We start from the raw sequence: 14702 nt of genomic DNA, 5'->3' as shown, positions 1-14702 counted from the left end.
GAGGAATATGAAGCTCGAAGCCGAAAATAGTCCCGTATTAATTGACGTTAACCAGGCGCAGCTTGTAAAAGTGTTAAAAAAATTAAAAAGCTACGGTCCAAGCTCATACGCATGCATAACTGACGACGACGGTAATTATGTGCAAGTGGCAGGAGGCAGATTCACTTGCTTTATTGAAAGATATGACGCAAAAAGTAAAGCTCTGTTTAGAGGGTATCATTCAAATTCCAGCACGAACTTTGAAGATGGGAGCTTGCTGTCGTTTGGTGCAGGGCGTGTTCAATTAAAGAAAGATGAGTGGTTTAATATTGACGATGTGATCGAAGTTTTCTCCCGATTCAATCAGAATCAGCCTTTACCAGAAAATATTTACTGGCGCGAGGTAAAGATTTTGAATCAGAGCGACAGTTGATGAGTTGGTGCAAAAGCAATTCCAAATGGCACAGTTGATCTCAATGCACAGGCCTCACTATCTGTAAGCAAAGTTAATGCTCCGATTGATTTTGATGGTCATATACTGAGTGCTGAAGTAAAACCAAATGGTAATGTTGTTGGTGGGCACTCAACAGTGACGGGGGATGTTCAAGTGATCCCTGGGACAGCTTCGATACCGAATGCGCAAGGTGTTTATAGCGCTAGGATTCAGGTGGCAGATCCAGCCAATCCAGGGCAATTCTTGCCGAAGACGAATAATGGAGGCATCTCTACACTGTTTCCCGATTCTTGGACCGCAGATCGAATAAAAGTTGAGGTGGATGGAGCCTTCCAAAATAGAACAGTTGTCGGAAATAAGTGGACCGGAACAACCCCTAGCGGTGTCCAAGTCGAGGGATATATGAGTCCGAAAACTACCGTCTATCCAAAGCTTTAGGTGCATAAAATGAAATTGCATTTTTCATGGGAAGAGTCAGCAGGAACTCTTTCGCCGGTTTGTAATTCAAACATGGTCAACAGAGATGGCGTTAGCCCGCTAGCGTGCCTCTTAACTGATGATGGCGGGCAATTATTTTTAGACACTGTGCCGTGGTTGGATGAGGGGCTGGATAGAACAAGATTAGTTAAGGAGGATAAGGTTGATTTTGTAGACTGGAGTCGCGATGCCTGGGGGGCTGAATTGACTAAAGAACATGTAAAAATCTATTCGCTCCATGATGAAAGTTACTTCGAGCTAATTGCTATCGACTCATTTGAAATAGCACTATTAGCGTGGTTGGACTTTATTAAACTTAAACCAACGATGGGAATAATTCAGGAGGTTGAAATCTAAACTGCCATTTGGCAGTTGGAGTTGGTGCAAAAGCGACGGGCGAAGTCGTGCCTCCTGTGCCTGTTGTTACTTCTGGTACTACTCGGACAGGTGTTGTTCGTACAAATGCCGCAGACTGGAGAGCACTGCGTGATAACTGGGATGACCTTGGATATGGTCAAATCTTAAGTACTGAAAATCGGGCCGCGATAGCTAAAGGGAAGACTCCGAAAGTTGACGATGCATGGGTTAAGGTTTTTCCTGAAGATGCAGGGCTAAAGGGCGAGAGAATTCCTATGCACCATGTCCAGGGTTCGCCACTTACTGTGCCACTGCCTGATACACGGCATTTGGACGCGCATATGCCAGGAGGATTTAGATATAATCCGGGCGGTCCAGGGTCAGCTCTCCCGGCATACCCTCCGAAAAAAGGAGCTGAGTAATGCATTCCATACCGCTAGAGCTTGCGAAGCAAAAGTTAATTTTTTACGTGGCTCAGGATTTGGACCAGTCTATTAGATCTAATGTGCAGCAGCTTGTGAATGAGGTTGCTGCGTCAAGAATATGGAGCGTTACTCCGCCAAGCTTTATTGACGAGATAGACGAGAGTGGCGCGGAAGTAGTAGGTGGGATTTTGGAAATTTATTCGGCTTTGCCGCCAAACATACTTCCTATTGAGATGGACTCAAAAAACCTAGATGACGTAGAGGCGCTGGTAGGTGCCGTAAAAAAACTATCTGAAAATGAAAATCTTTCCTTTGAGTTTCAGTTAGATACTACTTTTGTTGGCGCTATTGAGGACGGTGTTATTGATCGAGTCCTGCTGGACGGTTTGCTTGTACCGTGGCGAAATCACCTCAAAGGGAAAAGTTGAGTTGGTGCAAAAGGCGGTTCTCCAGAAACTGCCACCTATTTCAGGGTTGAGGGCGGCGGATCTGGCACTAAGACCAGTCAGAACCGTATTACTGCCAATGAGGATGGAACCATCAGCATCAACCCAGGTTGCGCAGGGCAAATTTGTGTAAGTGTTGGCAATGCTGATCACGCTACGTACTACTTGACGAACAAGCGACCTGATGGCTCTGTAGTGGTTTTTGACGTTGATGCTGGCCTTCATAAGGAAATTATGGACAGGGTAGTCCCTCAGCGGCCTGTCGCTGGTATGACGAAGGATCCTGATGCACCTAAGAGGGTAGACAAAGACCAGCCCGGTTACTCCCTCGAGCTACCCAAGATTTGGGAGTCGCTACTCGAAAAGAACTCGAGTAACGCCCGTGTTTATACACAGGATGAATTTTTCAAGGAGTTCAAGCAATGAAGGTGAACCAGACAGTTTTTGATGATCTTTGGAATGGAGAGAGAAGTGTCTGCTTTTTTGTACACTCTGGAAGATGTTATTGGGTGATAGATGAGAAGTATAATTTCTCTCTTGACGCAGAAAAAGACTATCGCGCCTATCTTGAAGATGGCGATATAACCCAGGAGCAATACGAGCAATCTTGCAAAAGTTTCAGGGGCGGTATTCTGAAAATGACTTCGGAAAATTTTCCGCAGTATCTAGATGACTCAAGTGAAAAAATTCTTACTTCAAGCGATTTGAAAAATTTCATAGAAGCGGATTATGAAGTTTTTGAAAAGACTGAACATTATTTTTTAACCGGCGAGGGTTTGTCCCCGGCCCTATTTAAAAAGGCCAATATCATTCATTCCAGGTTTCCCAAGTTCTACATAAATTTTGACAGAAAAATTTTTATGCATATGGATGACGTGCGTGTTCATGAAAGTCTAGCTTATTCGGACTGGACTGCTGAATGCTTTGATTTTAGCTTTTTGATCCCTGCTCGCGAGCGGTACTGGATAGTGGCGGGCAATGACTATTGGAAACTTCGGTTTATATAAGGAAATAGGGGTCAGACCACGTTTTTCGTTTTTTAGAGTTCAGCAGAGTTGCTCTTTAAAAACATGATTTATTTTTTGTAATTATTCCAATCTGTTGGCTTGTTGAAGGGCGGCTAAGCTGTAAGCTCTTATCCAGTTAGGGGTTTATATGGCTCGCCATCCTAGGGTTTTACTGCCGGATATCCCGTTGTATATTATTCAGCGGGGAAACAATTGGTCTGCATGTTTTTAGTCAGATGAAGACTATATTTTTTACATGAAAAATAAGGGTCAGACCACGGTTTAGGGTTTTGTTTTTTAGAGTTCAGCAGAGTTGCTCTTTAAAAACATGATTTATTTTTTGTAATTATTCCACTCTGTTGGCCTGTTGAAGGGCGGCTAAGCTGTAAGCTCTTATCCAGTTAGGGGTTTATATGGCTCGCCGTCCTAGGGTTTTACTGCCGGATATCCCGTTGCATATTATTCAGAGAAATAGGGGGCAGACCACGGTTTTGTTTTTTAGAGTTCAGCAGAGTTGCTCTTTAAAAACATGATTTATTTTTTAAAAGAATAGTGGTCTGACCCCTATTTTCTATTTGGTAAATGATTATGAAAAATAAAGAAGAGTTAAAGTCGTTGATTGATGCTGTGACGTCCTCAGATGACTATGAGGGTAATTACGGCTACCACATAACAGACACGAGTGCGACGTTAAGCAATGTTGATGAGTCACATCGTCAGCAGGCTCCAGATGACTATCTGGAATTTCTCACCGAGTTTGGTTTCGGGGAGTTAGACGCGGCATTTCATCTTGATGATGGACCGGAGAAATATTCGACTATATGCGGCCGGGATATTGAGGGCTATGAGGGAATTTATGTATTCGGTGGAAATTCTAGCGATGTGCTATATGCTTTCGACGCAAAAAATAATTGGCAGGTAGTAGAGATTAGTTCTGAGTTGGATGGGGTTGATGTGTTGGCGTCAAGCTTTTCTGATTTTATCTTGGAACAACTGAAGTATATTAAGTCTTTAGTTGAACGGCGTGCGGGGGGCTGATTGTTAGGGTTGCGATTTAAGAGGTGCAAAAGCTACTGGTGGCGCTGCTGGAAAGGTAGATGATCTTGCCTCTACTGGGACACCTGTTCGTCCCACACCCCAAAAATCTGAAATTGATGTCGGCGCTGATCTTGGTGCTGGAGCTCGCCCACAAGTCAGTTATAAAAATGGACAAGAAGTTCCTTACGGCACTTCGGGTAGTGTTCGTCCAGACTGGTGTGTAGGTAACGTATGCAGTGTTGAAGTGAAGAACTACAACATTGAAAAAAATCAAAGCGGATTGATTAGTAATGTTTCCAAGCAAACCATCCAGCGAGCTGAAAACTTACCGCAGGGAATGCAGCAGCAAGTCGTTATTGATGTGCGTGGCCAGATGATAACTGTAGACCAAGAAAGAAAGAGAAATAGGGTTCAGACCACGGTTTTGTTTTTTAGAGTTCAGCAGGGGGAAATATTAACAGTGGTCTGACCCCTATTTTCCCCCTGGCGGATATGGGCCGGTGATATATAGTGCCGCAGATTTCGCGTTATCAATTGGTTCGGGGTTTGTAAAGGTGCCTCTGAAGATGGGGTTGGCTGATGGTTTGAACAAGAAAAAATCAATATTTGATGTGACGGTCAGAAAGTTTGATAATAACCAATTTATTCTTGGTAAAAAGGCGCCGTATGGCGGTGCAATGTTGCTATATTTTCTGTCCGTGGGCGCGAAAGGCAATAGCCTTTACAATGAGGCGGTCGATGCGAGCAAGTAAACTTATAAATACCCTGCTGCTGATAGTTTCATTGTTGGCGGTGGTGTGTGGGGTGAGTACGTTTTTCGGCATGATGGTCGCCATAGTGGTTGGTATACTGCTTCGCACAGATTCGAACTGGGTGTTCATCTGGATTGGATTTTCCTTGTCAGGAATATTTGCTGTGTACTGGATAGTTACACGGTGGGATTATGTGAAATCCTTTATGTCCGGGCGTGGTGGGTGGTAGAGCGGGTAATCGAGGTCAGATCACGTTTGTATGTGGTCTTACTCCTGGCTGCGCTACTCAATGGCTTTCTACGATTTGACGGTAGCTGGAAGCGCTTTTTCCTCATGGTGCTGGTGCAGTTGTGGTTTGGCCAGGCGGTCTACAGCTATGCGCGAGGCGCCAGGGTGGCAATCGCGCCGGGCGGCATGAGTAAGGATGCCGACCCGGAAGAAATAGGGGTCAGACCCTGAGGGATCCTGACCCCTATTTTCTCTATTTTATCCTAGAGTTCGGTAGAGGTAGTAATGTCTGAATTCAAGGAAATAGGGGTCAGACCACGGTTTTGTTTTTTAGAGTTAAGCAGAGTTGCTCTTTAAAAATGTGATTTATTTTTTGTAATTATTCCAATCTGTTGGCCTGTTGAATGGCGGTTAAGCTGTAAGCTCTTATCCAGTTAGGGGTTTATATGGCTCGCCGTCCTAGGGTTTTACTGCCGGATATCCCGTTGCACATTATTCAGCGGGGAAACAATCGGTCTGCGTGTTTTTATTGAGATGAAGACTATATTTTTTACATTGATACATTAGCCGTGCTTGCTGAATTGTATGGCTGTAAAGTTCACGCATTGTGCTTGATGACAAATCATGTTCATTTGTTGTTGACTCCCAGTTGCTGCGCAGGGGCCGGCTTGCTTATGAAGGGACTGGGGCAGCGCTACGTTCAATATGTCAATCGAACATATCAACGAACGGGCACGTTGTGGGAAGGCCGTTTCCGCTCCTGTTTGGTTCAACAAGACAACTATGTTTTAGCTTGCTATCGATATATCGAAATGAACCCGGTCAGAGCCGGTATGGTTGCTCATCCGGGCGACTATCGCTGGACCAGCTATAGGGCAAACGCACAGGGCGAGCTGTCAGGCTTTATAAGCCCGCATGCGGTTTATAACGAATTAGGTAGCGGCACCGCGCAACGAGCCGAAGCTTACCGGTCTATATTCAATGACCGACTTTCACTTGGGCTGATAGAACAAATTCGATCTTCTATAAACGGTAATTACGTTTTGGGCGATCAGAAGTTTGCGTCCGAGATCGCGCAGGCATTAGGTAAAAAAGTTTCGCAGGGCGTGTCAGGACGCCCAAAAAAGTATGAGTTAAAAGAATAGTGGTCTGACCCCTATTTTCCCGCATTTAATAGAGCGAAAATGATCATGAATCACGTTTATATGCGACATAAAAACGATAGACGCTTGGTTCTGTTATGCGATAAAAATTACAATCCAATTTCAGAGGAATATATTGGTAAAAACGAACCAAGAAGCAAGGCTTTTTATGTTGGGTTTTGCGACGGGTTTATCGGGGTTTATTCCTCAGTTGAAGGGCCGGTTTTATTTATAAATGATTGCAAGTATTTATTTGCTGAGCCCTCATGGAATATTCGGGTTCAAAGAAATTTAGGTGTAAATGAAGTTAGTTTCGTCGGTTTAGGTCAAAGCAGCCTTGTATTCGAATATTCAGCTGTGGAACTTGATCCAGTAGATCCATGGTCAGAGGAGAAATTCGATGATTTCTTCATCTGGCTAACAAATAAGAGGCACGATCAAGAATTTATCGAAATGTGGACAGAGAACGATTAGAGAATAGGGGTCAGACCACGGTTTTTGCTTTTTATAGTTCGGCGGAGTTGCTCTTTAAAAATATGATTTATTTTTTGTAATTATTCTATTTTGTTAGCCTGGTGATTTGAAGGAAAAAATCGGGTTCAAGCTATGGCTTTTTAATTTAAGAGGGAATAGGGAGCAGGCCATATTTTTTAAATCAAGTATTAATAGTGGTCTGACCCCTATCTTATGCTATTTTATGCCTATTTTATCGTGGTGCCTCAGTTACGCTCATGAACTCTAAATATCCTAAAGCTCAAATTGCTGTGGATGAGGATCGTATTATCACGGTTGTTAATCCGGTAAAGAAAAAATGACGATAGATAATTTGATTGAGCATCTTGATAGATTTGTGAGTGGTTCTAATATTTCGGTTCAATGGGCAAAAGATACGGAAACCCTTCTGGATGAAATTGAAGAAAATGAAGGTTTTGGTAAGTTTGAAAATCTCTTTGATGAGCTGCAGGAAAAGCTCTCGCTTTATCGGCCTGGAGGCGGCGAGCATCTTATAGATGAGTTCGAAATGAAACTGTTTTGTGTAAGGGTTGTTTCAGCACTTTTAGAAGCGAGGTAGGCAATAGGGTCAGTCCGATATTGTCCTGCTGTAAAATGGTGCAAAAGGGCCGGGTTCTGCTGGTACGGGCACGACCGCGGGTAGTGATGTTGCAAGTACAACGCCTAAAGCTGGTGTTTTTTGGAATAAAACAACAGTTCTAGATAGGACTGTCTATCAAGGCAATAGGGGTCAGACCACGTTTTTCGTTTAAATAGGGGGTGTTTGTTATGTCGGATAAACAAGTCTACGAGCTGACCATTGGTGATCTTGCTGATTTTGGTGTTTGGTTTTTTCCGATGGACGATACCGTAGAGGATGAGTTGACAGTGCGTCCTCTGGCCGAACAAGAAACTTGCTCAGATTTTCAGATTATTGTAAGAGCTGATTTTTTTGGAGTAAGTGGCTCTGTATATTCTGGTTATTTATATTGGGGTTCTGATTCTTTGGTTGAATACTTAAAGCCAGTTATCTTGTCGCAAGCGGGGGAAACCATCAGCTTTTGGAACGGTATAGTACAACCCACGTGGGATAATTCTGAGTTCTCCAATTTACTTAGATCCGATTTGCCAATTTCTTATGTTTCAGAGCCGCTCCTTAACCTTCCTTCGGTTCGTGGAAGGCTTGAGGGGCTTTATTATCTGGCTGGGGATCGAGTGTGTTGCGTAAGCTAAGGGGGAAGTTGGGGGCTAAGGGAAAAAGGGGACAGATTTATTTAATTTTTCGAGTGCTTTTTTACTTAAATAAATCTGTCCACTTTTCCGCCCTTTTCATTCGCGTCGAAGAGTTATTCGAGTATGGAACCAAAAAAAGCGGGGTTATGGTTGTGAGCAACTCAGCATCAATTATATCGGATGTGGCAATTGACGAAGACACTTTCGCTGATTTTCTCCACGCTGTAGGTGGAATCGTCAGCGCGGGTAAACGTAGTCGTGGAGTATTGAGCTGGGATGAGGCCACTTTGTATGTGTCATTACTTACCTCCGAAAAGCTCATAGGTTTTTATGATGCGCAAGATATTCTCGATTGGGAATCTTGGTTGGGTGCCACGCCGAGGACAATGATTGAAATACAGTTGGGACACTCAAAAGGGTCGATAGAGATGTATTTATGGTTGGCGTACGAGTTTGGTAAAAAATGGAATTGTGTTGTTGATGATGTTAATTCTGTGACCATTAAGTACTCTGAAATCTGTGACAGGTATATAAGATCGAGCGTGAAATAGGGGCAGGCCATTTTCTGTTTGATGGTGTAAAGGAGTAGTGACAAGCCACCTTTAATATTCAAGTGTAGTTTGCCCCTACTCACTGCCTCACCATTAACAGGGCAACTCGTCAGCCGCCCTGTCGCGGTCAGTTGACGCTGTTAAGCCTGCGAATGATGACATCCAGCAAATCACACCCATCGCGCAGCGGTATAGCCAGTAGTTGAGCGAAGTCTTGAAGCACCACAGCATCACTGCTGAGTTGTTCGCGGAAGGCCAGGTTTTCCAGCAGTTGGGTGACGGCGCGAATCCGGTACGCGGCGGCGTCGTGGAGCACGTCGAGGGGCGCACTGGTGTCGATAAGCAGAGCGGGGACGGTGCAGTCGTGGCCCGTTAGGGGCATGTATTGGTTCATTTTTCAGTACTCTGTTGGTGGATTAAGCCACCACGCATTCGTCGCCAAACGAATGGGTGGCAGCTGTACGCAGGTTGGCGAACCGGAACAGAGTAACCGGCAGACCCGAAGGTCTCCCGCGCACAGCCGCCATAACATGCACAGCTTTGCGGGTGCAAAAACACCTGCATGGAAGCGGGTTGCTTTTGCACTCTGTTGTCAGGTCGCCAAACCTGATCGCCATATGGGCGACGGGCCGGACTATAAGCCCCGCACCCAAACCCACGCAAGGCATCAACGCCCTGACTCAAACCCCTGCGTCCTATCCCCAACCCCCACCGACGCCAACGCTTCCCGCCGTCTGCGCACGGGTATTACGCAAATCCCCAGTCGTTTCGGGAGGCGTCCTACCGCAAAAGGAACCATTTCCCTCAAGCCCGGGTCTTTACCCCGCCCGCCCACCCGCAACCGGTCGGGCTGCATGGACTGCAGCGTTTTCAAAATACATTAAGGACTAATGTGAACCTCGCCCCCCCAATCCCTTTTCTGCCACCACCGGCTGCGGTGCGATTGCTCGCGCCTGTGGTTCAGCAAAGCGCCTTGAGGGAGTGCATTCGGATCATCTGATCCTTCGCTCAGCACACCTACGGCCGCCGGGCTTATTGGCGGCTTTTACTGTAGTTCATGGAGTTTGAAATGAAGCGTAAGCCGTTCCAGAAAACCCTGCTGGCCTTGATGGTCAGCGCAGGCGCCGCACAGGCCAGTGCCGTGGAATTTGATGTGAGTACCGGCCAGAACGCATGGTCGTACCAGAACTTCAACGAGACCGTGACGCTGGTGGGGACACGCAATATCGTCGCCACTGAGCGCAAGACCGACGGCGCCAGCGTGGCCGATACCAACATCCAGGGCGCGTTGATCAACTATGCCAATTTCAACCTGGATGGCAGCGGCCGCAATGTGCGCGGGTTTGTGGTGGATGGCGCGCTGGATTCAGACCTCAGGAACCGTGGCGGCACCATCACTGGCGGTATCGTTCAGGCCGGCACCATCAATATGTACAACCAGATCTGGGCCGAAGGTTTTGAAGTGGGCGCGGCCATGGTCGGCGGCAATGTGGTTAACACCGGCACGATCATCGCTGTCGACGTACCGGGCTCCGGCCCGGAAAGCGACGCGGAAGGTATCTATCTCAATGGCACTACGGTTGCCGGTGATGTGATCAACTCGGGCCTGGTGGATATCACCTCGTACTACGGGTATGGGTTGATTCTGGATACCCACAACAATATGCCGGTGACGGTCGGCGGCAAGATTATCAACGCCGGGATTATTCGCGTCACGGGTGAAGAAGCGCTGGGGATGGTGATTGAGACCAAGACCAATGACCTGCGCATTGAGAACACGGGCCTGCTCTCGGTCACCGGTAATCAGTCACGGGCGGTGGCAATATACGAAGGCACTGTCGATTACCTGCAAAACACCGGCACCATCGAAGCCAAGGGCAGCAGCGCGACGGCTATCAACCTGCGCGGGGCGACGTTCACCACCGGCTCGCCGGTCGGTGCGCGGGGCATCATCAACCGGGGTGTGATCAGTGCCGACAGCACGGCGATCCTGGTGAACCCTGCCGAGCAGACCTCGCCCTTCGAGATCAACCAGCAAGCCGGGGAAATTCGCAGCCATTCCGGCATTGCGATTGACGGCGGCAACATGGCCTCGCTGATCTGGACCGGTGGCCGCATCCAGGGTGACGTGCTGGATGTCAGCTCGGTGAACATCGGCGGGCAAGCGGATTTCACCGGCAGCCGTATCAACGCGCCGGTGTCGGTTAACGCCGGTTCCCTGAACCTGTCGGCGCCCGGCACGGTGGTGAGCCGCGAGTTGTATGTGGGCAGCGGTGCGGGCGTGGATATGCGCCTGGGCAGCAACGTGGTGCCGACCACGCCTTACCTGACGGTCAACGGCGCTGCCACCTTTGCCCCGGGCTCGAACATCACCGTCAGCGCCAAACCCGGTGACTTCACCAGCACGCCTGCCGCCACGCAATACACGCTGTTGCAGGCCGGTAGCTTGCAGAATAACGGCCTGACGGTAGCCAGCGCGTCGTCGTTGCTCAATGTGCTCAGCTACTCGGCTGATGCGCAGACGGTCAAGGCCGTGGTGGGCGTGAAGAGCGATCAGCAAGTGCAAACCATGCTCGCCAGTGTGGGCACTGCCGAGCCGACCGTGGCGGCGGTCAACACCCTTAAAAACCGCGTGCTCGGCCAGTTGGACACCCAGGACGCGGTCTTCCAGTCGGTGGCCAATGCGCCCTCGGTGCAAGCGTTGGCGCAGGTTGGCGAACAGCTCAAGCCGGATGCCAACCGTGGCGCTTTGGATGTGGCGTTGTCGGGGCAAAGCGTGGTCAACGGCGCGATCTTCAACCGCCTTACCGACCAGCGCGAAAGCCGTCAAACCGGCGGCGTGTGGGTGCAGGGCCTGAGCAGCAACATGGACCAGGACGGGCGCGGCGGCGATAACGGTTACTCGGCCAACAGCAGCGGCATGGCGGTGGGTGTGGACGGTCGCTTGAACGACACCACCACCTTGGGCGTGGCCTACAGCTACCTCAATTCCAACATCCATTCCGACCTCGGCAACAAGACCGACGTCGAGGGCCACGCGCTGTCGCTGTATGGCAACTGGGCGCTGCAAAACTGGTTTGTCGACGGCAGCCTCAGCTACGGCCACAACGACAACGACAGCAAACGCCATGTGGCAGGCACCACGGCTAAGGGCAGTTACGACAGCAATGTGTTGGCCGCCAGCGTGATCGGCGGCTACAGCTTCAAGCCGTCGCAGGCGGTGGTGATCGAGCCGCGCGTGGCGGCGCGTTATGCCAACGTGCGCATGGATGGCTTCGACGAGAAAGGTTCGGCGGCCGCACTGAGCACCCGTTCGCAGCGTTATGAAGTGGGGGAGTTGGGCGCAGGTCTTCGCCTGGCCGGCAACGTGCCGATGGGCGCGGGTAGCCTGCAACCGGAAGCGACCTTGATGGCGTACCACGACCTGATGGGTGATCGCGTGGCGCAAACTTCAAGCTTCGTGGCAGGCGGTGCGGCGTTCACCACCACCGGCGCTTCGGTGGCACGTGACAGCTATGAAGCCAGTGTCGGGGTGAATTACCAGGTCTCGGATTTCACCGTGGGCGCCAGTTACACGCGTCAGGCGCGCAGCGGGTTTGATGCCGATGGGGTGATGCTAAAAGCGCGTTACGCGTTTTAAAAAACTGAGCGCCTGGCCAATGGGCCGGGCGCTTCATGTCCCTTTATCCCGTCACGGATCAAAAAATATGATGAGTGATTCTCTAACGGCTACCGGCACGTTCAACTTGGCCAGCCGCAGCAACCGACTCATGGGTTTCATGGTCGACATGGCCGTGGTTTTTTTCATTTTGCTGCTTAAATATCTAATGGCGTCGCTGGCCATGCGTTTCTATTCTACGTTCGGGCAGATGTTTTTTCAGGTTATCGACGCCGTGTTAACGCTGTTGGCCTTCGGCTATTTTTTGTTTTGCGATGCTTTGCCCAAAGGTCAAAGTCTTGGCAAACGGCTGTTCAGCATGTCGGTGGTGGGATACCCCTACGCGACGAACTGCACGCCGTTCCAGTCGTTCCTGCGCAACGCGTGCAAAATGTTGTTCAGCCCACTGGATGGCTTTTTGGTGCTGTTTGGGCTGCGTCGTCGTTTGGGCGACATGTTGGCCAAGACAATCGTGATCAACGCCTGAGCACGCGCGTTATCGCCAAACCCCTGTGGGAGCGGGCTTGCTCGCGATAGCGGTAAATCAGTCGATACCTACAGTGACTGACACACCGCTATCGCGGGCAAGCCCGCTCCCACCTTTGGATCTGCGTCTGTCAGATTGGCCGCGCTCTGCCCGCTACATAAGCCAGTACCACAAGAACAGCTAGCGCCGGCAAACCCCTGTGGGAGCGGGCTTGCCCGCGATAGCAGTAAATCAGTCGATATTGCCAGCGACTGACACACCGCCTTCGCGAGCAAGCCCGCTCCCACTTTTGTATCTGCGTCTATCAGATCGGACGCACTTTGCCCGCTACCCAAGCCAATACCATTGGAACACCTAGCACCGCCAAACCCCTGTGGGAGCGGGCTTGCTCGCGAAAGCGGTAGATCAGTCGATACCTACAGTGACTGATACACCGCTATCGCGGGCAAGCCCGCTCCCACCTTTGGATCTGCGTCTGTCAGATTGGCCGCGTTCTGCCTGCTACATAAGCCAATACCACAAGACCACCTAGCGCCGCCAAACCCCTGTGGGAGCGGGCTTGCTCGCGATAGCGGTAAATCAGTCGATATTGCCAGTGACTGATACACCGCCTTCGCGAGCAAGCCCGCTCCCACCTTTGGATCTGCGTCTGTCAGATGGCCGCACTTTGCCCGCTACCCAAGCCAATACCATTGGAACACCTAGCACCGCCAAACCCCTGTGGGAGCGGGCTTGCTCGCGAAAGCGGAAGACCAGTCGATACCTCAAGTGACTGACACACCGCTATCGCGGGCAAGCCCGCTCCCACCTTTGTATCTGTGTCTATTAGATTGGCTGCACTCTGCCGCTACCCAAGCCAATACCATTGGAACACCTAGCACCGCCAAACCCCTGTGGGAGCGGGCTTGCTCGCGAAAGCGGTAGATCAGTCGATACCTACAGTGACTGACACACCGCTATCGCGGGCAAGCCCGCTCCCACCTTTGGATCTGCGTCTGTCAGATTGGCCGCGTTCTGCCCGCTACATAAGCCAGTACCACAAGACCACCTAGCGCCGCCAAACCCCTGTGGGAGCGGGCTTGCCCGCGATAGCGGTAAATCAGTCGATATTGCCAGTGACTGACACACCGCTTTCGCGAGCAAGCCCGCTCCCACCTTTGGATCTGCGTCTCTCAGATGGACGCATTCTGCCCGCTACATAAGCCAGTACCACAAGACCACCTAGCGCCGCCTAACCCCTGTGGGAGCGGGCTTGCTCGCGAAAGCGGTAGATCAGACGATACCTACAGTGACTGACACACCGCTATCGCGGGCAAGCCCGCTCCCACCTTTGTATCTGTGTCTATTAGATTGGCTGCACTCTGCCGCTACCCAAGCCAATACCATGGGAACAGCTAGCGCCGCCAAACCCCTGTGGGAGCGGGCTTGCCCGCGAAAGCGGTAGACCAGTCGATATTGCCAGTGACTGATACACCGCCTTCGCGAGCAAGCCCGCTCCCACCTTTGGATCTGCGTCTGTCAGATGGGCCGCACTTCACTGGGCTCGGCCGCGGGGGGCGCTGCATGTTGTTCGACCCGTTGGCCACCGCAAAATGTCGGTGCACCTGGCTTGAGCTGTCGTTGAGGCGGGCGTTGCCGTTGGGCGGTGAATGTCCTCTTGGCAGCAAAACCGCTTGAGTACACAGGGCAACCCCGTAAAATGTCGCGGCATTAGCAACATGGCATTTTTCAAGGACGAATCAAGCAATGCGCATTTCTGCTTTTCTCCCCGTCACCTGCCTGATGGCGGGCTGCACTTTCCAGCCGGACCGCTCTGCGCCGGTCATCCTTGCCAAAACACCTACCTGCTGGCCCGACACGTTTGATGGTGAGGCGCTGGGCAAGATCGCGCGTTTTTTCAGAAAATTCTGATCGCCGCCATATCGTAGTCAACGTACATAACAGTCCCTCCCGCTGGTTCATCTGCTGCAACCACG

The 14702-nt window shown here is 50.1% G+C and carries 18 protein-coding genes; 17 read left to right on the top strand and 1 reads right to left on the bottom strand.

Going from position 1 to position 14702, the window contains the following annotated elements; all coding sequences use genetic code 11:
* Window positions 1–7: 7 nt before the first annotated feature.
* From ACDZ94_RS07730 to ACDZ94_RS07665, 14 genes are all read left to right on the top strand, one after another.
* Window positions 8–412, top strand: a complete 405-nt coding sequence (locus tag ACDZ94_RS07730) for a hypothetical protein (RefSeq protein WP_010428178.1) — start codon at window positions 8–10, stop codon at window positions 410–412.
* Window positions 413–430: 18 nt separating this feature from the next.
* Window positions 431–871 carry an EndoU domain-containing protein gene (locus ACDZ94_RS07725; protein WP_432751490.1) on the top strand — a complete coding sequence of 147 codons (441 nt, stop codon included), beginning with the start codon at window positions 431–433 and terminating at the stop codon, window positions 869–871.
* Between the two features lie 9 nt (window positions 872–880).
* A complete protein-coding gene (locus ACDZ94_RS07720; RefSeq protein WP_432751296.1) occupies window positions 881–1267 on the top strand; it encodes a hypothetical protein in 387 nt (128 codons plus the stop codon).
* Window positions 1268–1314: 47 nt separating this feature from the next.
* Window positions 1315–1689, top strand: coding sequence for a hypothetical protein (locus tag ACDZ94_RS07715; RefSeq protein ID WP_432751295.1), 375 nt, complete (start codon window positions 1315–1317; stop codon window positions 1687–1689).
* On the top strand, window positions 1689–2120 hold the full coding sequence (locus ACDZ94_RS07710) for a hypothetical protein (protein ID WP_432751294.1): 432 nt from the start codon (window positions 1689–1691) through the stop codon (window positions 2118–2120). The genes ACDZ94_RS07715 and ACDZ94_RS07710 overlap by 1 nt, the downstream gene beginning before the upstream one ends.
* Window positions 2121–2560: 440 nt before the next feature.
* Window positions 2561–3145, top strand: a complete 585-nt coding sequence (locus ACDZ94_RS07705) for a hypothetical protein (protein WP_064450126.1) — start codon at window positions 2561–2563, stop codon at window positions 3143–3145.
* 588 nt (window positions 3146–3733) lie between these two features.
* Window positions 3734–4183 (top strand): SMI1/KNR4 family protein, encoded by a 450-nt coding sequence (locus tag ACDZ94_RS07700; RefSeq protein WP_169367947.1) that lies wholly within the window; start codon window positions 3734–3736, stop codon window positions 4181–4183.
* A 244-nt stretch (window positions 4184–4427) separates the two neighbouring features.
* On the top strand, window positions 4428–4652 hold the full coding sequence (locus ACDZ94_RS07695; protein ID WP_432751293.1) for a hypothetical protein: 225 nt from the start codon (window positions 4428–4430) through the stop codon (window positions 4650–4652).
* 97 nt (window positions 4653–4749) lie between these two features.
* Window positions 4750–4935, top strand: coding sequence for a hypothetical protein (locus ACDZ94_RS07690; RefSeq protein ID WP_432751292.1), 186 nt, complete (start codon window positions 4750–4752; stop codon window positions 4933–4935).
* Window positions 4936–5732: 797 nt separating this feature from the next.
* Entirely contained in the window at window positions 5733–6308 is a 576-nt protein-coding gene (locus tag ACDZ94_RS07685; RefSeq protein ID WP_237140874.1) for a transposase, read from the top strand.
* 45 nt (window positions 6309–6353) lie between these two features.
* The gene (locus ACDZ94_RS07680) at window positions 6354–6779 is read left to right on the top strand and encodes a hypothetical protein (protein WP_432751291.1); all 426 of its coding nucleotides are present in this window, start codon (window positions 6354–6356) and stop codon (window positions 6777–6779) included.
* Between the two features lie 337 nt (window positions 6780–7116).
* The gene (locus ACDZ94_RS07675; RefSeq protein WP_064450128.1) at window positions 7117–7377 is read left to right on the top strand and encodes a hypothetical protein; all 261 of its coding nucleotides are present in this window, start codon (window positions 7117–7119) and stop codon (window positions 7375–7377) included.
* A 209-nt stretch (window positions 7378–7586) separates the two neighbouring features.
* Complete coding sequence (locus tag ACDZ94_RS07670; protein ID WP_082895804.1) at window positions 7587–8030, top strand: hypothetical protein; 444 nt, start codon at window positions 7587–7589, stop codon at window positions 8028–8030.
* Window positions 8015–8581: a hypothetical protein gene (locus tag ACDZ94_RS07665; RefSeq protein ID WP_432751290.1), complete on the top strand. Its 567-nt coding sequence runs from the start codon at window positions 8015–8017 to the stop codon at window positions 8579–8581. Before ACDZ94_RS07670 ends, ACDZ94_RS07665 begins: the two co-directional genes overlap by 16 nt.
* Window positions 8582–8708: 127 nt before the next feature.
* On the opposite strand, the gene ACDZ94_RS07660 is transcribed toward ACDZ94_RS07665, so the two are convergent.
* Window positions 8709–8963 carry a hypothetical protein gene (locus ACDZ94_RS07660; RefSeq protein WP_017136667.1) on the bottom strand — a complete coding sequence of 85 codons (255 nt, stop codon included), beginning with the start codon at window positions 8961–8963 and terminating at the stop codon, window positions 8709–8711.
* A gap of 687 nt (window positions 8964–9650) precedes the next feature.
* Between ACDZ94_RS07660 and ACDZ94_RS07655 the strand changes: the two genes are divergently transcribed.
* The 3 genes from ACDZ94_RS07655 (at window position 9651) to ACDZ94_RS07645 (ending at window position 14637) form a co-directional block, all read left to right on the top strand.
* On the top strand, window positions 9651–12221 hold the full coding sequence (locus ACDZ94_RS07655) for an autotransporter outer membrane beta-barrel domain-containing protein (protein ID WP_432751289.1): 2571 nt from the start codon (window positions 9651–9653) through the stop codon (window positions 12219–12221).
* 67 nt (window positions 12222–12288) lie between these two features.
* Window positions 12289–12726: an RDD family protein gene (locus ACDZ94_RS07650; RefSeq protein WP_432751288.1), complete on the top strand. Its 438-nt coding sequence runs from the start codon at window positions 12289–12291 to the stop codon at window positions 12724–12726.
* A gap of 1746 nt (window positions 12727–14472) precedes the next feature.
* On the top strand, window positions 14473–14637 hold the full coding sequence (locus ACDZ94_RS07645) for a hypothetical protein (RefSeq protein ID WP_156526242.1): 165 nt from the start codon (window positions 14473–14475) through the stop codon (window positions 14635–14637).
* The last annotated feature ends 65 nt before the right edge of the window (window positions 14638–14702 follow it).

The sequence above is a fragment of the Pseudomonas sp. UBT genome, from assembly GCF_050915955.1.
Classification (GTDB): domain Bacteria; phylum Pseudomonadota; class Gammaproteobacteria; order Pseudomonadales; family Pseudomonadaceae; genus Aquipseudomonas; species Aquipseudomonas antarctica_A.
This window is presented reverse-complemented; position numbering and strand designations above follow the sequence as displayed.